The organism is Acidovorax sp. 93 (assembly GCF_003633835.1).
GTDB lineage: Bacteria > Pseudomonadota > Gammaproteobacteria > Burkholderiales > Burkholderiaceae_C > Acidovorax > Acidovorax facilis.
Genome location: NZ_RBIT01000001.1, coordinates 3,024,647 through 3,047,924, shown reverse-complemented (window position 1 = coordinate 3,047,924; position 23,278 = coordinate 3,024,647). Strand labels below are relative to the sequence as shown.

Sequence of the window (23,278 nt, the reverse complement as noted above, 5' to 3'; positions counted from 1 at the left end):
CCTTTACATCTCTTGCAAAGGCAGCGCATGCTGCATTTTGTTTTTGTTCACACCCGAAAGGACTCGACGATGCCCCTGGTCAACATTCGCCTGGCGCGGCGCGACCTGCCCACCACCGCAGCGCAAAAGGCCGCATTGATCGCAGGTGTCACCCAGCTCATGCAGCAGGTACTGGACAAACGGCCCGAGAGCGTCACCGTCATCATCGATGAGGTGGACCCCGAGAACTGGGGTGAAGGCGGCGAGCCGGTCACGGTAATCCGCAAGCGGCGCAAAGGGCCGACGCAGTTGGTCGTGTGAGCAAGTAAGGCGTCTGCGCTTCGGTGCAAGGAAAGTATTGGGCCGGTATTTTGATTTTTGCATCAAAAATTGTTAGTATTAACGAAATTTTGACGCAAATATCAATTGCAGACCCTTCAAGAACTCGGTGAGGCCGTCGCCACACGTCGCAAACTGCTAGGCCTTAAGCAGGGCGACGTCGCGGCTCAAGCGGGCGTTACCGCCGAATCCCTGTCGCGCTTTGAGCGGGGCAGGTCGGCAGAGTTTGGCTCACGCAAACTGCTGGCTGTGCTGGCCGTGCTGGGGGCTGAGCTAGACATCGTGGTGGAAGGCCAAGCAGGCAACCTGGACGAACTGCGTCGCGAGCGTGCGCAATCTCCAGCCGGGCGCGCTGCCGATGCGCCAAGTGTTTCCAATACGGCGCGCCGCTAATGCAGTTGTCTGTTTACGTACTGGGCCGCGAAGTGGCAACGCTGGAACAGTCCGGCGACTTCAAAAGCGTGCTCACCTACCACCCGCACGTGGCGGCAGACGACTTCGTCTCCCTCACCATGCCCGTGCGGCTGGAGAGCTACGTGTGGGACGACCAACTCCCGCCCGTGTTGCAAATGAACCTGCCCGAAGGCTACCTGCTACAGGTGCTGCAAGAACAGTTTGGCCCGCACATCGGTGCCAGCCCCATCGCTTTGCTGTCCGTCATCGGCCGCAACATGGTGGGCCGCCTACAGGTGGCCGTGCCTGGCGCGCAGCTTGATGAACCAGCCCAGCCCGTCGAAGTGGCCGCGCTGCTCAAAGGCGACAACTCCGAAGCCGCCTTTGCCGCGCTGGTGCGCCAGCACGCCACCAGCGGCGTATCGGGCGTGGTGCCCAAGTTTCTGGACGCGCAAACCGCTCCCCCCACCGTTCAGGCAGAGCTTGTCGAAGCCCTGCACCCGCCCAACCCCGCCCTCGGACCCCACCCCAAAGCCAGCCTCACCACCCGCCGCCACATCATCAAAGGCTCCAGCGCCCAACTGCCCTTTGTCGCGCTGAACGAACACCTGTGCATGCAGGTCGCCCGCCGCGTTATGTCCGCCGCCACAACCGAAGTGTCTGACGACGGCCAGGCCCTGGTCGTGCACCGCTTTGATGTGGACGAGCACGGCCAGCCGCTGTGGGGCATGGAAGACTTTTGCAGCCTGCTGGGCTTGCGCCCCGCCGCCAAATACGACACCACCTGGGAGCGCATCGCCAAAGCCGTGCGCGACCACGTGCCCGGCGCACAGCGGCTGGCCACCTTTCGCCAGTTGGCCACCACCTTGCTGCTGACCTACGCCCTGCGCAACGCCGACTGCCACGCCAAAAACCTGGCCCTGCTCTACACCAGCCGGGCCAACGCCCACCTGTCACCCGCCTACGACATGCTCACCACCAGCGTGTATGCAGGTTTTCAGCACAACCCGCCCGCCATCGACTTCATGGGCAAACGCACTTGGGCGCCGGGCAAAAACCTGCAAAAGTTCATCGCCGCCACCTTTGGCATCCAGCCCAAAGAGCAACAGCACATGGTGCAAGCCATCAGCGACGCCGTGGCCGACGTGGCCCCCCAGGTGCGCCAGGCCATGGCGCAGCACCCCGGGTTTGAAGACATTGGCAAACGCATGCTGATGGCCTGGGCTGAAGGCGTGCAGGGCCTGCGCGATGCGCGGGTGTATGCGGTGGGTGAGTGGCAGGCGGGGGAGGCGTTTGCAGGGTTTTCTGCACCGCCCAAGCTGGTGAGCCCACACGAAAAAATTGGACGTTCGCCCTTGTTGGGCCAGCGTTAACTTGAATCAGAGGAAAACAACAACATGCCAACGTTGCAATGGGTCGGTAAAGACAAGGTGGTGAACCACCATCTCGACGTGCCTTTTCGGGTGCTCAACAAAGTGTCCAGCTTCCGCGCGCCTGAAGGCACTCCAGCGAACAGCACCGATAACCGCATCATTCACGGCGACAACCTGGAAGCGTTAAAGAGCCTGCTGCCAGAGTTTGAGGGCAAGGTGAAGTGCATCTACATTGACCCGCCTTACAACACCGGCAACGAGGGCTGGGTCTACAACGATGCGGTCAATGATCCCAAGATCAAGCGGTGGCTGGGTAAGGTTGTGGGCAAGGAAGGGGAGGATCTTTCGCGGCATGACAAGTGGCTGTGCATGATGTACCCGCGAGTAAAACTCCTTCACCGTCTCCTTGCGAAGGACGGCGTGATATTCGCGTCAATAGATGACAACGAAGCTGTCCACCTGCAACAGCTCCTAAACGAAATTTTTGGTGCTGAGAGCTTCCTGGCCAAACTGGTGTGGAAGCGAAAAGCGGGTGGTGGAGACGATAGCGAACACGTTGCAACTGAACATGAATATGTTCTGTGCTACGCGAAACGCAAGCAATTCGCGAAGATCAGCCGAGTGTTGCATGAGAGTCCGGCGATGACTGCCAAATACAACAAGGTTGAAAACGGTCGTCGCTACTATTTAGAGCGGCTGGACAAAACAAGTCTCACATATAGCGAATCGATGGATTTTCCTATCGAGTGTCCAGACGGGTCATTCGTTTCGCCTCCTCACCCGGATCCGAAAAATCCGACGACATCGTGGCGATGGTCTGAAAAAGCGGTGAAGGAGCGCCGAGAGGAACTCCAGTTCATCAAAGAAAAGAAAACAAATGAGTGGCGCATCTACACGCGTACGTGGGAACCGTCGGAGGGCGTAACTCCGCGAAGTTTGTTGGTGGATAAAGACTTCGGACGGAACCGAGACGGAACTCAAGAACTTGATTCAATTCTCGGCCCTAAAGTTTTCAATAACCCATAGCCCACCAAGCTACTGACCCATCTTCTGCAGATGGGGGCTTTTGCTAAAGATGCTTTGGTACTCGATTCATTTGCAGGATCAGGCTCAACAGCTCATGCGCTGCTGAAACTGAACCGAAGCGATGGTGGACATCGAAGGTTCATCCTTTGCGAAACTATGGACTACGCTCAAACATTGACCGCCGAAAGGGTCAGGCGTGTTATGGCTGGCTACGGAGACAGAGACAAAGAAAAGGCGGGTCTCGGCGGCGGTTTCGACTTCTACACCGTCGGCGAGCCGATATTTCTGCCTGACGAAAATCTCAACGAGACCGTAGGTACTGATGCCATCCGCGCCTATGTAGCCTACAGCGAAGGCATTCCGTCAGGCGATCAAACCACGGCGGAGAATCCGCACAGCCCGTACCTTTTGGGGCTGAACCGAGAAACAGCCTGGATCTTCCACTACGAGCCCGACAGGGCGACCCGTCTTGATATGGAGTTTTTGTCGGGGCTGCGTTTTGGTGCCGATACGGGTGCCAGCAAGCCGGGCACGGTCATCATTTATGCCGACCGCTGCCTGTTGTCTGCGGCTTTCATGGCCAAGCACGGAATCATCTTCAAGAAGATTCCGCGCGACATCACTCGCTTCTGAGCCAGTACACCACCACGGATTGCAGCGACATCATGGAACTCAAAAATTACCAAGCGCGTGTGCTGGTTGATTTGGCCGACTATCTGGACGTGCTGGACCGCACGCCCAACCTGGCCCAGGCTTTTTCTGACTATTGGTCCAGCCGGGGTGTGCGCGTGGGCAGCACGGGTGCGCAGGCAGGCATGGCGCCGTACAAAAACACGGTGCCCGGTGTGCCGCACATTTGCGCCAAGGTGCCCACGGCGGGGGGCAAGACTTTTATTGCGGTGAATGCGTTGGAGACGGTGTTTACCGCGCTAACTAAGCGAAGCCCCAGGCGCCCCAAGATGGTGGTGTGGCTGGTGCCATCACTCACCATCTTGGACCAAACCGTGCAGGCGCTGAGCAGCCCCGAGCATCCTTACCGCAGGCGGCTTGACCAGTTGTTCCGTCATCGGGTGGTGGTGTACGAGAAGCGCGACTTGCTGATGGGTGCCGGGTTCTCGTACGACACGGCCCAAGAACAACTGTCGATTGTGGTGATGAGCTTTGATTCGCTGCGCGCCAAGAACAAGGAAGACCGCAAGATTTACCAGGAGAACGGCAACCTGGCCTCGTTCTTGTTGCCCGACCAGGGCGACGGTGGTGACTGGCTTTTGCCCGAGCATGACCCATCGGCCTTGATCAATGTGATTCGCCGCATGCGGCCTGTGGTGGTGGTGGACGAGAGCCACAACGCAGAAAGCCAGTTGTCGGTGGAGATGATGAAGAACCTGAACCCGGACTTCATCCTGGACCTGACGGCCACGCCGCGCAACAACAGCAACATCATCAGCTTCGTGGATGCGCTGGCGCTCAAAAAGCAGCACATGGTGAAGTTGCCGGTGATCGTGGCCAACCGCAGCAGCAAGACTGAGGTGATGGAGGCCGCGCTGATTTTGCGGGGGCAACTGGAGGCTATGGCCCAGAAGGAAGAGGCTGCTGGCGGCAAGCACATCCGGCCCATCGTGCTGTTCCAGGCGCAGCCTCGTACGGCCGATGACAACACGACGTTCGAGAAAATTCGTGAAACCTTGGTGCAGTGGAAGGTGCCTGCCGAGCAGATCAAGATCAAAACGGCCGACATTAATGAACTCAAGGGCATCGACTTGATGAGCCGGGATTGCCCGGTGCGCTACATCATCACCGTCAACGCGCTCAAGGAAGGTTGGGATTGCCCGAACGCATACATCCTGGCATCACTGGCCGACAAAACGTCTGCCGTGGACGTGGAGCAGATTTTGGGTCGCGTGCTGCGCATGCCCCATGTGCAGCAACACAGCCATGATCTTTTAAACCTGTCGTACGTGTTTACGGCCAGCAATCGGTTCATGGACACCTTGCAAAGTGTGGTGAAAGGGTTGAACCGGGCGGGCTTTACCGACAAGGACTTTCGCGCGGTGGAGCAAGAAAGCCTGGCCTCGGCTCCAGGCGGCGGTGCATCAGCGCCATCGCTGGGTTTGTTTGATGCCTTGCCTGATGCGCATGCCACCGATATGCCAAGTCATGCCATTGATGAGTTGGATGCGAGCGCTCCGGCGCCAGACTGGCAAGCTGCCGCCCAGTGTGACGAAGACGCCGCGCCTGCGGTAGCGGCTACAGGCGGGGCTGCCCCGCCCTCAACGGCGTTCGTGGATCAAATCAAGGCGCAAGCCAAGGCGGAAAACCAGGCTTTTGAGGCCAAGGCGCAGGCTGCGGAAGAGGGCGTGACGCAAGAGCTGGAAGACAAGATGAATCGACACCGGCTGAAAGAACTGTTCCGCGATGAAGCCATGAATTTGGCGCTGCCACAGTTTTTTATCAAAGTGCAAAACGGGGGGTTTTTTGATGCGGACCAGCCCTACCAAACATTCGAGCGCGAAGAGCTTTTGAGGGATTTCCGGTTGTCGCAAGCCGATGCCACGATTTCCTTTGATGACGTGGAGGCCGAGGTGTATCGCGTGGACTTGGAGCAGTTGGGCGAAGAGAACTATGCGCCCAAGGCCTTCAAGCTCGCGGTGAATGAACGCGCGCGGTTTACCGCTTACCTGCTGAGCCTGCCGCAAGAAAGCCAGATTGCCAATCTGGTGAGCCGCATCACGGAGTTGATCGGCAACATGTATCCCATTACGGACCCCGAAGTGAAGGAGTACGTCCGGCGCATTGTGGTTGGCATGAGCGCGGAGCAAATGCGCGACTGCATCGAGCGCGACGTTGCCTACGTGCGCAAGATCAAAAAGAAGATTTCCGCGCTGGCCGATGTTCACGCAGTGAAAGCGTTCACCGACCTGCTGGATGTTGACCGCATCGTGCTGCAGCCGGGGTTCAAATTGCCCGAATCGATTACGCCCAGCGCCAATTCAAGCGCCGTACCCAAGAGCTTGTACGTGACCGAGGCGGCCATGGGCGACTTTGAACGACGATTAATCAACGACATCGCCAATCTTGACAGCGTGCAGTGGTGGCACCGCAATCTGTCGCGGGGCAAGGGCTTTCGCATCAACGGCTTCCTTAATCACTACCCGGACTTCATTGTGAAGACCAAGGCTGGCAAGATCGTTGCGCTTGAAACCAAAGGTGATGACCGCGACAACGGCGACTCGGAGTTGAAGCTCAAGCTGGGCAAACTTTGGGAGGCCAAAGCTGGTCGGGACTACCGATACATGATGGTGTTCGACAACAACCCTATCGAAGGTGCAGAGCGGCTGTCAGATGCCTTGAAGAAGATTGGTCAGCTTTGAGATGGATGGGAGCTACATGGAGACAATGAATGGCTGAAATCACCCGCCGCCGTACCGGCGAACTGTTGCGCGAGCTGTTCAAGCTGTTGATGGCCGCGCCTGAAGGCTTGCAGGCCAGTGCGGCCTTGGCTGCACTGGCGGAGCGCGTGACGTTGACCCCCTACGAAGCAGACAACTACGAATCTGGCGGGCGGCGCTTTGACAAGATTGTGCGGTTTGCCACCGTGGACTGTGTGAAGGCCGGTTGGCTCGTGAAAGAAAAGGGGATCTGGACGATTACCGATGAGGGCCGCAAGGCCTATGCCGAGCTGGTGGACCCGGAGGCTTTTTACCGACGCGCCTGCAAGCTGTATGCCGAATGGAAGGCCGCGCAGCCTGATGCAGACGCAGCGCCATCGCCCAGCACTGCCGCTGACCCCGACCCGCTGGCGCAAGACAACACCGCCAAGGCTGTGAGCATTACGTTTGAAGAGGCCGAGGAGCACGCCTGGGCTGAGATTGCGCAGTACCTGCGCAACATGCCGCCCTACGAGTTTCAGGAGCTGGTGGCCGACCTGCTGCGGGCCATGGGCTATTACGTGAGCTGGGTGTCGCCGCCGGGCAAGGATGGCGGCATTGACATCCTGGCCCAGCCGGATGTGCTGGGCACCCGGCCGCCGCGCATCAAGGTGCAGGTGAAGCGGCAAAAGGAGGCTGTCAGTGTGGATGGCTTGCGCTCGTTCATGGCGCTGCTGGGCGATAGCGATGTGGGGCTGTTTGTGTGCACGGGCGGCTTTACCAAGGATGCTGCTACCGAGGCGCGCACTCAGGAGAAGCGCCGCATCACGCTGATTGGGCTTGATACCTTGTTTGACCTGTGGGTGGAGCACTACGGCAAGCTGACTGACCAGGCGCGGCGGCGGTTGCCGCTGCGGCCTATTCAGTTTTTGTCGCCGCAGGGCTGAGGGCGTTTGAGCAAGCATCTGCTTTTGCTACTGAAAGCGTAGCTGCTTGCGCTTGACTATCAAGCGCTAGAGGCCAATTTGGCTTGATAAGTGACGGCCGGAGGCAGGTCGTTGGCCTTGAGTCTGTCGAAGGGGCTGTTCGTGCAAAGTGCCTGGCTTCGACTGGCTCAGCCCGAACGGACGGGGGGAGGCATCTGTGACAGGTCGCAATCAGGCGGTTTGGCCCCTGATTTTGGCGGCGACTCAGACCTACAGCTGTGCCCCTTCCACCAGAAACTGCACCTTGCGCTCGCCCTTCCACTCGTTCACATCGAGGCGGAAGGCCAGCAGCACGCGCGCGGGCAACTGCTCGGTGTGGCCGAACCAGATGGCGTCCACCGGGTTGCCCTGGTGCATGAGCTTGATCGACAGGTGGTTCTTGGACTCACCCACCAGGCGCTGGCTCACGATCTGCACTTCCTCGCTGAAGGTGGGGGGCGCAAAGCCCTGGCCCCACACCTCGTGGTGCAGGGTGTCCACCATGTCGGCGCGGCAGTATTCCGGGGCCAGGGGGCCGTCGGTCTCGATGCGGCGGGTGAGGGTGGCGGCGTCGAGCCATTCCTGCGCGACCTGGGCCAGGGCTTGCTCGAAGGTGTCGAACGAGTCTGCGTCCACCGTGCAGCCCGCCGCCATGGCGTGGCCGCCAAATTTGAGCAGCACGCCCGGGTGGCGCTTGGCCACCAGGTCGAGCGCATCGCGCAGGTGAAAGCCGGGGATGGAGCGGCCGGAGCCCTTGAGTTCGTGGCCTTTGCCCGGTGCGCTGCTGGCCGCGAACACAAAGGTGGGGCGGTGCAGTTTGTCCTTGATGCGGCTGGCCACGATGCCCACCACGCCTTCGTGAAAGTCAGGGTCGAACACGCTGATGGCCGGGGGCGGTTCTTCGTCTTCCTGGAACAGGCTTTCGGCCATCAGCATGGCCTGGTCGCGCATGCCGCCTTCGATCTCGCGGCGCTCGCGGTTGATGCCGTCGAGCGTGCCCGCCAGTTCGGCGGCGCGGCCTGCTTCGTCGGTGAGCAGGCATTCGATGCCCAGCGTCATGTCGGCCAGGCGCCCTGCGGCGTTGATGCGCGGTCCTAAGGCGAAGCCAAAGTCGAAGGTGGTGGCCACGGGCGCCTTGCGGCCGGCAGCGGTGAACAGCGCGGCTACCCCGGCGGGCATCTGGCCTGCGCGGATGCGCTTCAGGCCCTGGGCGACCAGGCGGCGGTTGTTGGCGTCGAGCTTGACCACGTCGGCTACCGTGCCCAGCGCCACGAGGGTGAGCAGCGGGTCGAGCTTGGGTTGGGTGGCCGCATCGAATATCCCGCGTGCCCGCAGCTCTGCCCTTAGCGCCAGCAGCACGTAGAACATCACGCCCACACCGGCCATGGACTTGCTCTCGAAGGTGCAGCCGGGCTGGTTGGGGTTGACGATGGCATCGGCCGCGGGCAGCTCGGGGCCGGGCAGGTGGTGGTCGGTGACGACGACCGTGAGGCCCAGCGCCTTGGCCTCGGCCACGCCGTCCACGCTGGCGATGCCGTTGTCCACGGTGATGAGTACGTCGGCGCTGCGTTCGGCTACGCGGCGGGCGATGGAAGCAGTGAGGCCGTAGCCATCGGTCACGCGGTCGGGCACGAGGTAATCCACGTTCTGCGCGCCCAGCAGCCGCAGCCCGCGCACGCCCACGGCGCAGGCCGTGGCGCCGTCGCAGTCGTAGTCGGCCACGATGACGAGGCGCTTGTTCTGCGCCATGGCGTCGGCCAGCAGGCGCGCGGCGGTGTCAATGCCTTTGAGGCCCGAGGGGGGCAACAACCGGCCCAGGCCGTCGTCCAGCTCGTCTTTGGCACGCACACCGCGCGCGGCATACAGGCGCGCCAGCAGCGGGTGCACACCGGCCTGTTCCAGCGCCCAGGCGGCACGGGGGGGAATGTCTCTTGCTACTATTTTCATAGCTTATCGCACATGTCTGTAAAGCGCTGGGGCCTGAAAAGGCTTTGAAAACGCTGGGCCAGGGTGCGGGGGGCGGTGTGGAAGGCCAGCGTATTGCGCTCGCCGCACAGGGTCAGCTGCACCGGCACGCCGCCTTCGGACTTGCGCAGCAGATCGGCCACCGGGCCTGCGTCCAATGCGGTCCACGCGGCGGCCCAGGCGCGCCAGTCCTCGTTCAGTGCCGCATCGCGCAAGGTGGTGGGCACCGTCGGCGTGGGGAGGGCAGACGGGGCAGGGGTGGGTATTGGGCCGGTGCCATGCACCCAGAACGAGTTGATCACCGGCAGCCCGCGCTCCGAGCGCTCGTCGTTGAAAGCGTGGGTGTAGAGCAGCATCTGCATCTCGCTGTGCAAACGGTGCAGGGTCCGGGCCGCCTTTGCGTCCGGCATCCAGGCGCGCACGTCGCGCTGCAGCACGCGCTCCAGCGAGGCGGTAGCCAGGTCGGCAAACAGGGGGCTGGTGGCCAGCCAGCGTGTGGGCTGGTCGTAGTGCAGGGTGATGCCGTCTTCGGCAAACCAGGGCGAGACGATGGCCAGCAGCGCGCGCGATGCGGCGTCATCCAGCGCGAGGTGCTCGGGGTTGCGCAGCGTGACGTGGTCGGTGCTGACCTGCCACTGGCAGGGCGTGACAAACGCCCAGGCGTCACCGTTGGGTGACTGGCCTTGCTGGTGGCGGTGCCACGCGGCCCAGGGGATGCGCCCGTCCTGCGCTGGCAGTCCCAGCGCGCGCGCCAGGGCGCGTTCGTGGGGGGCGGAGAAGCTGGTCTCCTCGCCGCTGTCACTGTGGGTGGGATGGGGGCTGAGCCGGGCCAGAAGCCGGTCCAGGTGGGGCAGGGCCAGGCCCTGCAGGGCTTGCTGGCATCCGGTGGCTGCGCTGGCGGCGTAGGGAATGAGCAAATGGTTGGTGTCCGACATGGGCCTATTGTCCGGGATGCCACAATCTGGCCGGCCTGTGGCGTGCATTCCGCACTCTGCAGTGCCTTCTTTCCTTATCCATGCAAATCCCCTACGAACTGGCCCTGGGCTGGCGCTACACGCGCGCGGGCCGCGCCACGCGGCGCAATGGCTTCATCTCGTTCATCTCGGGCGTGTCCATGCTGGGCATTGCGCTCGGGGTGGCGGCGCTCATCATTGTGTTGTCGGTGATGAACGGCTTTCAGAAAGAAGTGCGCGACCGCATGCTGAGCGTGGTCTCGCACATCGAGATTTTTGCGCCCCAGGGCGCTGCGTTGCCCGACCCGGCGCGCACGCTCGCCGAGGCGAAGCAAAACCCCAACGTGGTGGGCGCCGCACCGTTCGTGGCCGCGCAGGCGCTGCTGGCGCGCGGCGAGGACATGAAGGGTGCGCTGGTGCGCGGCATCGACCCGGCGCTGGAAGGCGCCGTGACGGACCTGGCCGCCACCAACGAAAAGACATTGAATCTGCTGGTGCCCGGCGAATTCCGCGTTGTGCTGGGGGGCGAGCTGGCCCGCATGCTGGGCGTGCGCGCTGGTGATGTGGTCACCCTGATCGCGCCCGCAGGGCAGGTCACGCCGGCGGGCGTGGTGCCGCGCCTCAAACAGATGACCGTGGCGGGCACGTTTGATTCGGGCCACTACGAATACGACTCGGCCCTGGTGCTGCTGCACCACGAGGATGCGCAGCGCATCTTTCGCCTGGAAGGCCCCACGGGCGTGCGCCTGAAGCTTAAAGACCTGCACCAGGCGCGCGAGGTGGCCCAGCAACTGGCGGGCAGTCTGAGCGGCCAGTTGCTCATCCGCGACTGGACGCAGCAGAACCGCACCTGGTTTGCGGCCGTGCAGCTCGAAAAACGCATGATGTTCATCATCCTCACCCTCATCGTGGCGGTGGCGGCGTTCAACCTCGTATCGACCCTGGTGATGACGGTGACCGACAAGCGCGCCGACATCGCCATCCTGCGCACCCTGGGCGCCAGCCCCAAGAGCATCATGGGCATCTTTGTGGTGCAGGGCGCCATGGTCGGCGTGATCGGCACGGCCGTGGGCCTGCTGCTGGGCCTGGGCATCGCGTTCAACATCGATGTGATCGTGCCCGCCATCGAGAAGGCGCTCAACGCGAGCTTCTTGCCCAAGGACATCTACCTCATCAGCAAGATGCCGAGTGAACCCCAGAGCAGCGACATCATGCCCATCGGCATCATCTCGCTGGTGTTGGCTTTTGTGGCCACCCTGTACCCCAGCTGGCGCGCCAGCCGTGTGAACCCCGCCGAGGCGCTGCGCTATGAGTAATCAGAAAGTTGGAGTGGTGGTATTGGAGGCCAAGGGCCTCACTAAGCGATTCACCGAAGGCCGCCTTGATGTGACGGTGCTCAAGGGCGTGGATCTTCAGATCCGCGCGGGCGAAACGCTGGCCATCGTCGGCGCATCGGGCTCGGGCAAGAGCACGCTGCTGCATTTGCTGGGCGGGCTGGATGCGCCCACGGCAGGCACCGTGCGCCTCAAGGGCGAAGAGATGTCTTCGCTGTCAGCAGAGCGCCAGGGCCAGCTGCGCAACCAGCACCTGGGTTTTATCTACCAGTTCCACCACCTGCTGCCCGAGTTCAGCGCGCTGGACAACGTGGCCATGCCGCTGCGCATCCGTCGTCTGCCGCTGGCGCAGTGCCATGCCGAGGCTGAGCGGGTGCTCACCTCCGTCGGTTTGAAAGAGCGTCTGATGCACCGACCCGCCGAGCTATCGGGCGGCGAGCGCCAGCGTGTGGCGATTGCGCGTGCCTTGGTGACGCGGCCCGCGTGTGTGCTGGCGGATGAGCCCACGGGCAACCTGGATCGCAGCACCGCCGACGGCGTGTTTGACCTGATGCTGCAGCTGGCGCGCGACCAAGGCACGGCGTTTGTGATGGTGACGCACGATGAGTCGCTGGCGGCGCGGTGTGATCGCGTCTTGCGGCTGGTGTCTGGGGTTTTGGGGTGATTTTGGACCCTGGCGCTTGTCTAGAGAGCGCGGGGTGCTATTGTTTTTGTAGTTTTGTGGTGCCCTCCTGTCCGTTCGGGCTGAGCTTGTCGAAGCTTGTTCTTGCTGGTTGGGACAGCATGCTTGGGTTGAGTGTGGAGGCCGGGAGTCGCCCGGCATGCGAGTAACTTTCTTTTGCTTCGCCAAAAGAAAGTCACCAAAGAAAAGGCGACCCCCAGTCTGCGACCCCTGCGCTTCGCTACGGGGCAAACCTGCGTCGGGGCGGTTGCGGGGTGCGCCGCAGAACTCACTGCGCGCCTGCGGCGCTCCGTTCGCACAACTGCGGCGAGTCAGAGCACGAAGCATGGGCGCTCCGACGCCCATGCCACCCCGCAACCGCCCCGCCGCAGGCGCAGCCAGCAGGGGGTTGGGCACCCGAACATCCAACATCCGAATAGCCACACGGGCCTTTGCTTCGCTCGGCCTCACCTCGCGGGCGCAAGCGCCACGCGCTGCGCAGCCTAGGCCGAGCGAAGCAATGGCCCGTGTGGATGTCCGAACCCTGGGTTCCCTTCAGGATGCGCCGAGGAGCGCAGCGGCCAGCGGATCAGGGCTCGCGATTGTCTGAGCGCAACGCAGTGGAGCGAGTTCGAGCGAGACCCCGCTGGACGCGAGCACCGCAGGTTGCCCGCAGTGAAGCGAAGGGACGCAGCGTGTAGGGTCGCCTTTTCTTTGGTGACTTTCTCTTGGCGAGGCAAGAGAAAGTTACAGCGCCGCCGGGCGCACACCCCGGCCTCCGCCCTTCAACCAGGCATGCGGCCAGCTTAGCGAGCGTGCCTGCCCTGGCTTCGACCAACTCAGCCCGAACGGATCGTGCGGTGAAGCGGTCGGGAGGCAAGCCCTTCACGCGCCCAATTTACCCAAGGCGCGCAACACATTCTCCGCAGTCGCCGGTGCCATCAACACCACGGGCTCCTTAGCGTCCTGCCCCTCACGTCCTGCAGCCACCGCATTGCGCAGAGCCTCGTACACACTGATCGCCAGCATGAACGGCGGCTCGCCCACCGCCTTGCTGCCTCCCACGTTGTCTTCCCGGTTGGCCTCGGGCCACAGTTCCACCTTGAAGTGTTGGGGGATGTCCCCCGTCGCCGGGATCTTGTAGGTGCTCGGCGCGTGCGTGGCCAGATACCCTTTGTCGTTCCACACCAGTTGCTCCGTGGTCAGCCAGCCCATACCCTGCACAAAACCGCCTTCGATCTGCCCGATGTCGATGGCCGGGTTGATGCTGTGGCCCACGTCGTGCAGGATGTCCACGCGCGCCACGCGGCTTTCCCCGGTCAGCGTGTCGATGACCACCTCGGAGCAGGCAGCGCCGTAGCTGAAGTAGTAGAACGGCCGGCCCGTGAGCGTGGCCTTGTCGTAGTGGATCTTTGGCGTGCGGTAAAAGCCATCGCTCCACAGCTGGATGCGGTTGGCGTACGCCTCCTTCACCACATCGTCGAACGGGCGCACCTTCTTGGGCGAGATCACCTGGCCGCCCTCGAAGCGAATGGCACCCGCACCGCAGCCATCGAGCCCGCACACGAACGAGGCCAGGTTGTCCCGCACATTGCGGGCTGCGAACTGCGCCGCGCGGCCGTTCAGGTCGGTGCCGCTGCTGGCGGCCGTGGCGCTGGCGTTGGGCACCTTGCTGGTGTCGCTGGCCGTGACCAGCACGCGGTGCAGCGGCACACCCAGCTCGTCGGCCACGATCTGCGCCACCTTGGTGTGCAGGCCCTGGCCCATTTCGGTGCCGCCGTGGTTCACCTGCACGCTGCCGTCGGTGTACACATGCACCAGCGCGCCCGCCTGGTTGAACAGCGTGGCGGTGAAGCTGATGCCGAACTTGACGGGCGTGATGGCCAGGCCGCGCTTGAGCACCGGGCTTGTGGCGTTCCACGCAGCGATGGCGGTCTGGCGCTGGCGGTAGTTGGCATCGCGCTCCAGCTGGGGCATCAGCGCGTGGAGGATGTTGTCCTCCACCGTCATCTGGTAGTGCGTGACGTTGCGGCCATCCGCTGCATCCTTGCCGTACAGATTGACCATCCGCACGTCCTGCGCATCGCGACCCAGCGCGCGGGCGATGTCGCCCAGGATGGCCTCGATCACGATCACGCCCTGCGGTCCGCCGAAGCCGCGAAACGCCGTGTGGCTCTGCGTATTCGTCTTGCAGCGGTAGGAGGCGATTTCCACATCGCTCAGGTAGTACGCGTTGTCGGCATGGAACACGGCCCGGTCGGCCACGGGGCCGGACAGGTCGGCGCTGAAACCGCAGTTGGCGGCCATCTGAAGCTTCAGGCCCGTGATGCGGCCGGTGTCGTCAAAACCCACGTCGTACTCGTACGCAAACGGGTGGCGCTTGCCGGTGACCATGAAGTCCTCGTCGCGGTCCAGCCGCAGCTTGACGGCGCGGCCGAACTTATTGGCAGCCACGGCGGCCCACACGGCCAGGTGGCCGGCCTGCGTTTCCTTGCCGCCAAATCCCCCGCCCATGCGGCGGCATTCCACCTTCACGGCGTGGTTGTCAATGCCCAGTGCATGCGCCACCCAGTGCTGCACCTCGCCGGGGTGCTGGGTGCTGGAGTAGATCCACCACTGCTTTTGCTCCAGCGGCAGCGCGTAGGCGATCTGGCCTTCCAGATAGAAGTGCTCTTGCCCGCCCACCTCGAACGCGCCTTGCAGGCGGTGCGCCGATTGGGAAAGGCCCGTGGCGACGTCACCCCGGCGCACTAACACGGGGGGCAGCACGTAGCTTTCGGCTTTCAGTGCCTCGTGCACGGAAAGCACGGCGGGCAGTGGGGCGATGTCGAGCTTCACGGCACGCACCGCACGCCGCGCCTGCATCACCGAGTCGGCCACCACCAGGCCGATGACCTGGCCGATGTGCTGCACGGTGTCGACTGCAAAAACGGGCTCGTCGTGCGCAAAGGCGGCCAGCAACTTGTCGCCGGGAACGTCTTGCGCCAGCACCACGCCGCGCACGCCGGGCAGGGCCAGGGCGGCGCTGGCATCCACGCCGTTCAAGGTGCCATGCGCCACCGTGGAGAGGATGGGCGCTGCGTACAACGTGCCCTTCACCTCCGGCAGGTCGTCGATGTAGTGGGCGGCACCGGCCACCTGGGCGCGCGCGCTTTCATGGAAGTGCGACTGGCCCATGGCGCGGGGACTGGCGGGTGCGCTGGTCTGCTGCGGGGCTTGGGGCTCGGCGGCGTGGGCGTCGGCGGTGGCAGCCACCGGGTCGTCCACGGCGTCGCGGCTCACCGGGAGGTCCGTGGGGAGAGATTCGCGCTGGTTCATACCGCAGCCTCCAGTCGGAAGTTCTCCACGCTCACGGCCTCTTCGCCCTGGCTCTCCAGCCAGAAGCGCTGCAGCAGGCTGGCCAGCACCGTGCGGCGGTAGGTGCCGCTGGCGCGCATGTCAGAGATGGGGTTGAACTCGCCTTGCAGCGCTTGCGCAGTGCGGGCGATGGTGTCGGCATTCCAGGGCTGGCCGGTCAGCGCGGCTTCGGTCTGGCGCGCGCGGGCTGGTGTGGCAGCCACACCGCCCGCGCCGATGCTGGCGCGGCGCACCACGTCGGCTTCGATGTCCAGGTTGATGACAAGGCAGACGGCAGAAATATCGTCGTCGAAGCGCTTGGAAATCTTGTAGGCCCGAAGCACTTCCGTGACACCCGGCCTGGGCACCACGATGCGTGCCAGCAGTTCGTCGGGCGCCATCACGTTCTGCCGGTAGCCGGTGTACAGGTCTTCCAGCGCCATGGCGCGTTCGCCGCGCACGCTGGCCAGCACCACCTGGGCGCGCAGTGCAATCAAGAGCGGCATCGAGTCGCCAATGGGCGAGCCGTTGGCCACGTTGCCCCCCAGCGTGCCCGAGTTGCGCACGGGCAGGCCCGCAAAGCGCGTGGCAAAGCTGTGCAGCTGTGGCCACTGCGCGGTCAGTGCCGCAAAGGCGTCGGTCAGCGTGACGGCGGCGCCTATGGTGATGTGGTGTGCGTCCTGCTGGATCTGCTGCAGCTCTGCCGCGCGAGTCACATCCAGAATCTGCGCGTACTGTTTGTGCTGCTTGGTCACCCACAGGCCCACATCGGTGCAGCCTGCCACGACCTGCGCCGCAGGGTGCGCGGCGCGTGAGGCCAGCAGGTCGGGCAGCGTGGTGGGTGAAATATAAGAAGAATTGGCATCTGGCGCTTGATGGTCAAGCGCGAGCAGCTCTAATTTTTGTAGCAAAAGCGGCTCGTTCACCGCCATCGCTGGCAGGGCGGCCATCTGCTGTGCGGCGTCCAGGATGGGGCGGTAGCCGGTGCAGCGGCACAGGTTGCCCGAGAGTTCTTCCTGCGCCAGCTCGCGGGTGATGGGTTGGCCATGGCACACATGGTTTTGGTACATGCCAAAGAGGCTCATCACGAAGCCGGGGGTACAAAAGCCGCATTGCGAGCCGTGGCACTGCACCATGGCTTCTTGTGCTGGATGGAGCGTGATGGTTTGACCAGGAGCCGTTGCGGCATCGCCCGCTGGCTGGATCAGTGGGTCTTCCGCCAGGTCCTCCACCGTCCACAGCGCCATGCCATCCACCGAATGCGCCAAGCGGATGCAGCTGTTCACCGCGCTGTAGTGCAGCTTGCCGTTCCGCGCCTCTCCCAGCACCACGGTGCAGGCGCCGCAGTCGCCTTCGCCGCAGCCTTCCTTGGTGCCGGTGCAGCCCAGGTCTTCGCGCAGCACCTCCAGCAAGGTGCGGTCGGGTGGTACATTGCCCAGCGCCACGGGCTGGCCTCGGCGCAGGAATTGCAAGGGTCTTGTTGTCATGACAAACGCCACTTCGATCTTGGATGGAAAGGTTCAGCAGAGGGTAGAACGCAGTACCGTTACCGGCATATGCGCAAGCTTATGGCACCCATGCCCACACCGCTATGAGAGACCACGCCCTTTTCGACAAGATAGACCTCCATCTCATAAGGGTCTTGCACACCGTGCTCACAGAACGCAGCGTATCGAGGGCCGCCGTCCGCCTGGGCATGCACCAGCCGGCGGTGTCGGCTGCGTTGAAAAGGCTGCGCGACCTGGCGGGCGACCCGCTGCTCGTGCGCTCGGGCGCCAGCATGATGCCCACCGATGCTGCGCTGCGCATGGTGGAGCCTGCGGGCGCGATCCTGCGCTCGGCCGAGGCGCTGTTTTCAGACGCACGCGGGTTTGACCCGCGCACAGCCACCCGCACCTTCCGCGTGGCCGCCAGCGATTACCTCGACCCCCTTTTTCTACCCCAGCTCGTGGCCCGCATCAAGGTCGAGGCCCCTTTGTGCCCCATCGAGATCCTGCCCCTGTCGGCCGACACGCACTATCACGCGCACCTGGCGCAGGGCGAGGTGGACGTGGTGATCGGCAACTGGCCCCAGCCGCCGGACGACCTGCACATGGGCCGCCTGTTTGGTGACGAAGTGGTCTGCCTGGTCGGCAAAGCCCACCCCGCCGTGCGGCGCGGCTGGGACGTGGAAAACTGGCTGGCCGCCGAACACATCGCGCCCACGCCCACCCACCCCGGCGCGCGCGGCGTGATCGACGCCCACCTGGACAGCCTGGGCATGCAGCGCCACATCACGGCGCGCTGCGCACATTTCAGCCTCATCCCCAGCATCGTGGCATCGAGCTTGCTTGTGCTGACCACCGGCCGCCAGTACTGCGAGCGGTATGTGGAGCAACTTCCGCTGGCTATATTGCCGTGCCCGGTGCCGTTTCCTCGGCTCATGTACTACCAGCTGTGGCACGCCCGCACGCACCACTCGGCGGCGGCCGCCTGGCTGCGAGATTGCGTGAAAACCGTGGCTGCTTCGCTACGAAAAGAATAGCTGCTTGAGCATGCTGAACAAGCGCCATGAGGTATTTTCATTCTTATAACAAGTTGTAAAACTGAGAGACAATCCCCGCATGAGTTCTCCCCCCAATCCTTCAGCGCCTGGTGCGGCGCCGCCACGGCTGCAGCTGGTGGGCATCACCAAGCGCTACCCGGCCGTGGTGGCCAACAGCGGCGTGTCGCTCACGGTGCTGCCGGGTGAAATCCACGCCGTGCTGGGCGAAAACGGCGCGGGCAAGTCCACGCTGATGAAAATCATCTACGGCTCGGTCAAGCCCGATGAAGGCAGCGTGTTCTTCAACGGCCAGGCCGTGCAGGTGCGCAACCCGCAAGAAGCGCGGGCCCTGGGCATCGCCATGGTGTTCCAGCATTTCAGCCTGTTCGACACCCTCACGGTGGCCGAGAACGTATGGTTGGGCCTGGACAAGAGCCTGACGCTGGCCGAAGTGACCGGCCGCATCACCGCCAAGGCCACCGAATACGGCCTTGACATCGACCCCCTGCGCCCCGTGCACACCCTGAGCGTGGGCGAGATGCAGCGGGTGGAGATCATCCGTGCGCTGCTCACCAACCCCAAGGTGCTGATCCTGGACGAGCCCACCTCGGTGCTCACGCCCCAGGCGGTCGAAAAGCTTTTTGTGGTGCTGCGCAAGCTGGCTTCGGAAGGCTGCAGCATCCTCTACATCAGCCACAAGCTGCACGAAATTCGCGCGCTGTGCACCGCCTGCACCGTGCTGCGCGGCGGCAAGGTGACGGGCGTGTGCAACCCGGCGGAGGAATCCAATGCCTCCCTGTCGCGCCTGATGATTGGCGCCGAGCCGCCCGCGCTGGAGCACCGTGTCGTACAGACCGGCGCCACGGTGCTGCGCGTGCAGGGCCTGTCGCTGCCGCGCGCCGACCAGTTTGGGGTGGACTTGATCGACCTGCAGTTCGAGGTGAAGGCCGGTGAGGTGGTGGGCATTGCGGGCGTGTCGGGCAATGGCCAGAAAGAATTGCTCTATGCCCTGTCGGGCGAAGACCAGCGCGCTGAGCCCGCCAGCATTCAGGTGTCGGGCCAGAACGCAGGCCGCATGGCGCCCAACCAGCGCCGCGCGCTGGGCCTGCACTTTGTGCCCGAAGAGCGCCTGGGGCGCGGCGCCGTGCCCACCATGGGCCTGGCGCACAACCTGCTGCTCACGCGTACCAATTCGGTCAGCGGCAGTGGCTGGATCAAGGTGGGGGCGTTGCAAAAACATGCCGAGGCCATCATCCAGCGCTTCAACGTCAAGGCCGGTGGCCCCCACGCAGCGGCCAAGTCGCTGTCGGGCGGCAACCTGCAAAAGTTCATCGTGGGGCGCGAGATCGACGCCAACCCGAAACTGCTCATCGTCTCGCAACCCACCTGGGGGGTGGACGTGGGCGCTGCGGCGCAGATTCGCGGGTCGATATTGGCGCTGCGTGACGCAGGCTGCGCGGTGCTGGTGGTCAGTGAGGAGCTGGACGAATTGTTTGAAATCTGCGACCGGCTGCATGTGGTGGCCAAGGGGCATTTGTCGCCCTCCGTGCCGCGCGCCGAGGCCACGGTAGAGCGCATTGGCGAATGGATGAGCGGCCTGTGGCATGCCGACGTGCAGGCCCACCTGGCCCAGCAGCAGCAACAAGCCCGGGCTGGGGAGGTGCAGCATGCTTAAGCTGGAACCCCGTCCCCAGGCGTCTGGCTGGTGGACCTATGGCTCGCCGCTGCTGGCGCTGGCCGTCACGGTGTTGATTGGTGTGGCCTTGTTCGTGGCGCTGGGCAAAGACCCGGTGCGCGGGTTGCAGGTCTTCTTCTGGGAGCCGGTCAAGACGCCGTATGCCGTGGGTGAACTCATGGTCAAGGCCACGCCGCTGTTATTGATTGCGCTGGGGCTGGCCGTGTGTTTTCGCTCCAACGTGTGGAACATCGGTGCCGAGGGCCAGTTCGTGATCGGTGCCGTGGTGGCGGGCGGCGTGGCGCTGCTGGCCGACAAGACCACCGGCCCCTGGATCGTGCCCGCCATCCTGCTCGCCGGGGTGCTGGGCGGCATGGTGTGGGCGGGGCTCACGGCGCTGCTGCGCGACAAGTTCAACGCCAATGAAATCCTGGTGAGCCTGATGCTGGTCTATGTGGCCACGCTGGTGCTGGGCTATCTGGTCTATGGCCCATGGAAAGACCCGATGGGCTACAACTTTCCGCAGACCAAGACGTTCGAGAAAGTGACGCAGATCCCGCGCCTGATGCAGGGCTCGCGCGTGTCCATCGGGCTGCTGCTGGCGCTGGCGGGTGCTGCAGCGTTGTGGGTGTTTCTGTTCCGCACACGTGCCGGTTTTGCCCAGCAGGTGGGCGGACTGGCCCCTGCAGCGGCGCGCTATGCGGGCTTCTCGTCGCGCAAGGCACTGTGGACGGCGCTGCTGATCTCAGGCGGTGCGGCGGGCCTGGCGGGCGCGCTGGAGGTGGCCGGGCCCATTGGCCAGCTCACGCCGTATGTGCCCGCAGGCTACGGCTTTGCGGCCATCATCGTGGCGTTTGTGGGGCGGCTGCACCCGGTGGGCATGATTTTGTCGGCCATTCTCATGAGCATGTTCTACATCGGCGGCGAGCTGGCGCAGTCGCGCATGGGCCTGCCCAAGTCGCTCACGGGCGTGTTCCAGGGCCTGCTGCTGTTTACGCTGCTGGCCTGTGACACCTTGATCGCCTACCGCATCCGCTGGGTGGCCGCGAAGGGAGGCAAGTAATGGAATCCTATGCACTCCTGATCGGCGCCACGCTGAGCGCGGGCACCGTTCTAGCCATCGCGGCCCTGGGCCTCTTGATCAATGAAAAAGCTGGCATCGTCAACCTGGGCGCCGAGGGCATGATGCTCTGCGCCGCCATTGCAGGGTTTGCCACCGTGGTGCACACGGGCAACACCTGGCTGGGGTTTGCGGCGGGCATGGCCGCTGGCGCGCTGCTGGCGGCCATCTTTGGTGTGCTGGTGATCTGGCTCAACACCAACCAGTACGCCACGGGGCTGGCGCTCAGCCTGTTCGGCGTGGGTTTTTCGGCCTTTGCGGGCATCAGCTACGTCCAGGCCAAGCTGCCAGAGCTGCCCAAATACGTGATCCCGGTGCTGGGCGATGTGCCGCTGCTCGGCCCTGCGCTGTTCCGGCAGCACCCGCTGGTGTATCTCACCATGCTGCTGGTGGCGGGGCTGATCTGGTTCCTGTACCGCACGCGCGCCGGGCTGGTGCTGCGCTCGGTGGGCGAGTCGCCCGAGTCGGCCCATGCGCTGGGCTACCCCGTGCGCCGTATTCGCTTGGCCGCCGTGGTGGCCGGTGGCTCGCTGTGCGGGCTGGCCGGCGCGTACATCTCTACCGTTTACACCCCGCTGTGGGTGGAGGGTATGGTGGCCGGGCGCGGCTGGATCGCGCTGGCGCTGACCACCTTTGCCACGTGGCGCCCGGCACGGGTGTTGCTTGGTGCTTATTTGTTTGGCGGCGTGACCATGCTGCAGTTCCATTTGCAGGCCACGGGCGTGCAGGTGGCCAGCCAGTTGCTGAGCATGCTGCCCTATGTGGCGACCATCGTGGTGCTGGCGCTGATCTCGCGCAATCCGGCGTGGATCCGCATCAACATGCCGGCATCGCTCGGCAAGCCGTTTTATCCGGGTTCGTGAACAAGCACTGGTCCCAAGAATTGCTGGTTACCCGGTGGTAGATCGCCCCATAATTAGTGTTTTCGTCCCTCAACCTTTGCAAGTCTTACTTCTTCAATAAGGAAACCGACATGACTGATCTGCAGAAACGCTCCATGCTCAAGGTGGCAGCGCTCTCCGCCGTGGCCGCTGCCGCCCTCGTGGGCTGTGGCAAGAAGGAAGAACCGGCACCGGCCCCCGCGCCCGCACCGGCTCCCGTGGCAGAAGCACCGGCGCCCAAGCCCGAGCCTCTGAAGATCGCGTTTGCCTACGTCGGCCCGGTGGGCGATGGTGGCTGGTCGTTCGCCCACGACAACGGCCGCAAGGCCATCGAGAAGGAATTCGGCGACAAGGTCGTGACGAGCTTTGTGGAAAGCGTGCCCGAGTCCGCCGACGCCGAGCGCGTGCTGCGTGACCTGGCCGGCCAGGGCAACAAGCTGATTTTCGGCACGACCTTCGGCTACATGGAGTCCATGCTCAAGGTCGCGGAAGACAACAAGGGCGTGAAGTTCGAGCATGCCACCGGCTACAAGACGGCCGAAAACATGCGCACCTACGACAGCCGCACCTACGAAGGCGCGTACATGGCGGGCATCATTGCCGGTGCCATGACCAAGTCCAACACGCTGGGCGTGGTGGGCTCGGTGCCGATTCCTGAAGTGATCCGCAACATCAACAGCTTCACGCTGGGTGCGCAGTCGGTCAACCCCAAGATCAAGACCAAGGTGGTCTGGGTGAACGAATGGTTCAGCCCACCCAAGGAAACCGAAGCCGCCACCAGCCTGATCAACGGTGGCGCGGACGTGTTGTTCCAGAACACCGATTCGCCTGCTGTGCTCAAGACCGCACAAGAGAAGGGCAAGCGCGCCTTCGGTTGGGACAGCGACATGACCGCCTACGGTCCCAAGGCCCACCTGGCTTCGGCCGTCATCAACTGGGGCCCGTACTACATCAAGGCCACCAAGGACGCGCTGGAAGGCCAGTGGGCCACGGGCCAGAGCTGGTGGGGCGTGAAGGAAGGCGCCATCGACATCGTCTCCATTGCCGAAGACGTGCCTGCCGACACCAAGGCCAAGGTCGAAGCCGTGAAGAAGGGCCTGGCCGACGGGTCGTTCCAGATCTGGAAGGGCCCGATCGTGGGTCAGGATGGCAAGGAAGTGCTGGCCAAAGACACGGTGGCTGATGACAAGTTTCTGGGCGGTGTGAACTTCTACGTCAAGGGCGTGGAAGGCAAGATCCCCGGCGGCGAGAAGAAGTAAGTCCATGGGTTGGTCAGCGGGCCTGACGGCTTGCTGCATACAGTGAGGGGGCCGCCTGCGGGTGGCCCTTTTTCATTTCTGTTTTGGTTTTAGAGCCTGTTTACGATCTCGCAGCGGTCGCCTGGGA

18 protein-coding genes are annotated in these 23,278 nt (G+C 63.6%); 14 read left to right on the top strand and 4 right to left on the bottom strand.

Going from position 1 to position 23,278, the window contains the following annotated elements; translation table 11 throughout:
• Window positions 1–69: 69 nt before the first annotated feature.
• From C8C93_RS13860 to C8C93_RS13835, 7 genes are all read left to right on the top strand, one after another.
• Complete coding sequence (locus C8C93_RS13860) at window positions 70–300, top strand: 4-oxalocrotonate tautomerase family protein (RefSeq protein ID WP_121508798.1); 231 nt, start codon at window positions 70–72, stop codon at window positions 298–300.
• Window positions 301–405: 105 nt separating this feature from the next.
• Window positions 406–711, top strand: coding sequence for a helix-turn-helix domain-containing protein (locus C8C93_RS13855; RefSeq protein ID WP_121507287.1), 306 nt, complete (start codon window positions 406–408; stop codon window positions 709–711).
• Complete coding sequence (locus C8C93_RS13850; protein WP_121507286.1) at window positions 711–2,084, top strand: type II toxin-antitoxin system HipA family toxin; 1,374 nt, start codon at window positions 711–713, stop codon at window positions 2,082–2,084. The genes C8C93_RS13855 and C8C93_RS13850 overlap by 1 nt, the downstream gene beginning before the upstream one ends.
• A gap of 24 nt (window positions 2,085–2,108) precedes the next feature.
• A complete protein-coding gene (locus tag C8C93_RS25255; protein ID WP_199727028.1) occupies window positions 2,109–3,110 on the top strand; it encodes a site-specific DNA-methyltransferase in 1,002 nt (333 codons plus the stop codon).
• A gap of 12 nt (window positions 3,111–3,122) precedes the next feature.
• Window positions 3,123–3,743, top strand: a complete 621-nt coding sequence (locus C8C93_RS25250; RefSeq protein WP_255424303.1) for a DNA methyltransferase — start codon at window positions 3,123–3,125, stop codon at window positions 3,741–3,743.
• A gap of 32 nt (window positions 3,744–3,775) precedes the next feature.
• Window positions 3,776–6,481 (top strand): DEAD/DEAH box helicase family protein, encoded by a 2,706-nt coding sequence (locus C8C93_RS13840; RefSeq protein ID WP_121507285.1) that lies wholly within the window; start codon window positions 3,776–3,778, stop codon window positions 6,479–6,481.
• Between the two features lie 29 nt (window positions 6,482–6,510).
• A complete protein-coding gene (locus C8C93_RS13835; protein WP_121507284.1) occupies window positions 6,511–7,425 on the top strand; it encodes an Mrr restriction system protein in 915 nt (304 codons plus the stop codon).
• A 249-nt stretch (window positions 7,426–7,674) separates the two neighbouring features.
• Here C8C93_RS13835 and recJ read toward each other — a convergent pair whose 3' ends face one another.
• Entirely contained in the window at window positions 7,675–9,390 is a 1,716-nt protein-coding gene (gene recJ / locus C8C93_RS13830) for a single-stranded-DNA-specific exonuclease RecJ (RefSeq protein WP_121507283.1), read from the bottom strand.
• The gene (locus tag C8C93_RS13825) at window positions 9,387–10,343 is read right to left on the bottom strand and encodes a phosphoglycerate mutase (RefSeq protein ID WP_121507282.1); all 957 of its coding nucleotides are present in this window, start codon (window positions 10,341–10,343) and stop codon (window positions 9,387–9,389) included. The genes recJ and C8C93_RS13825 overlap by 4 nt, the downstream gene beginning before the upstream one ends.
• Before the next feature lie 80 nt (window positions 10,344–10,423).
• Between C8C93_RS13825 and C8C93_RS13820 the strand changes: the two genes are divergently transcribed.
• Window positions 10,424–11,677 (top strand): lipoprotein-releasing ABC transporter permease subunit, encoded by a 1,254-nt coding sequence (locus C8C93_RS13820; RefSeq protein WP_121422572.1) that lies wholly within the window; start codon window positions 10,424–10,426, stop codon window positions 11,675–11,677.
• Window positions 11,670–12,359, top strand: coding sequence for a lipoprotein-releasing ABC transporter ATP-binding protein LolD (gene lolD / locus C8C93_RS13815; protein WP_121507281.1), 690 nt, complete (start codon window positions 11,670–11,672; stop codon window positions 12,357–12,359). Before C8C93_RS13820 ends, lolD begins: the two co-directional genes overlap by 8 nt.
• 882 nt (window positions 12,360–13,241) lie before the next feature.
• Here the strand turns inward: lolD and xdhB are convergent.
• Both xdhB and xdhA read right to left on the bottom strand, forming a co-directional pair.
• Window positions 13,242–15,674, bottom strand: a complete 2,433-nt coding sequence (xdhB, locus tag C8C93_RS13810) for a xanthine dehydrogenase molybdopterin binding subunit (protein WP_121507280.1) — start codon at window positions 15,672–15,674, stop codon at window positions 13,242–13,244.
• On the bottom strand, window positions 15,671–17,179 hold the full coding sequence (xdhA, locus tag C8C93_RS13805; RefSeq protein ID WP_121507279.1) for a xanthine dehydrogenase small subunit: 1,509 nt from the start codon (window positions 17,177–17,179) through the stop codon (window positions 15,671–15,673). The genes xdhB and xdhA overlap by 4 nt, the downstream gene beginning before the upstream one ends.
• 104 nt (window positions 17,180–17,283) lie before the next feature.
• On the opposite strand from xdhA, the gene C8C93_RS13800 reads away from it, so the two are divergent.
• The 5 genes from C8C93_RS13800 (at window position 17,284) to C8C93_RS13780 (ending at window position 23,151) form a co-directional block, all read left to right on the top strand.
• Entirely contained in the window at window positions 17,284–18,216 is a 933-nt protein-coding gene (locus C8C93_RS13800) for a LysR family transcriptional regulator (protein ID WP_121507278.1), read from the top strand.
• Between the two features lie 79 nt (window positions 18,217–18,295).
• A complete protein-coding gene (locus tag C8C93_RS13795; RefSeq protein ID WP_121507277.1) occupies window positions 18,296–19,891 on the top strand; it encodes an ABC transporter ATP-binding protein in 1,596 nt (531 codons plus the stop codon).
• Window positions 19,884–20,954, top strand: a complete 1,071-nt coding sequence (locus C8C93_RS13790) for an ABC transporter permease (RefSeq protein WP_121507276.1) — start codon at window positions 19,884–19,886, stop codon at window positions 20,952–20,954. Before C8C93_RS13795 ends, C8C93_RS13790 begins: the two co-directional genes overlap by 8 nt.
• The gene (locus tag C8C93_RS13785; protein ID WP_121507275.1) at window positions 20,954–21,874 is read left to right on the top strand and encodes an ABC transporter permease; all 921 of its coding nucleotides are present in this window, start codon (window positions 20,954–20,956) and stop codon (window positions 21,872–21,874) included. The genes C8C93_RS13790 and C8C93_RS13785 overlap by 1 nt, the downstream gene beginning before the upstream one ends.
• 110 nt (window positions 21,875–21,984) lie before the next feature.
• The gene (locus tag C8C93_RS13780; protein WP_055401936.1) at window positions 21,985–23,151 is read left to right on the top strand and encodes a BMP family ABC transporter substrate-binding protein; all 1,167 of its coding nucleotides are present in this window, start codon (window positions 21,985–21,987) and stop codon (window positions 23,149–23,151) included.
• The last annotated feature ends 127 nt before the right edge of the window (window positions 23,152–23,278 follow it).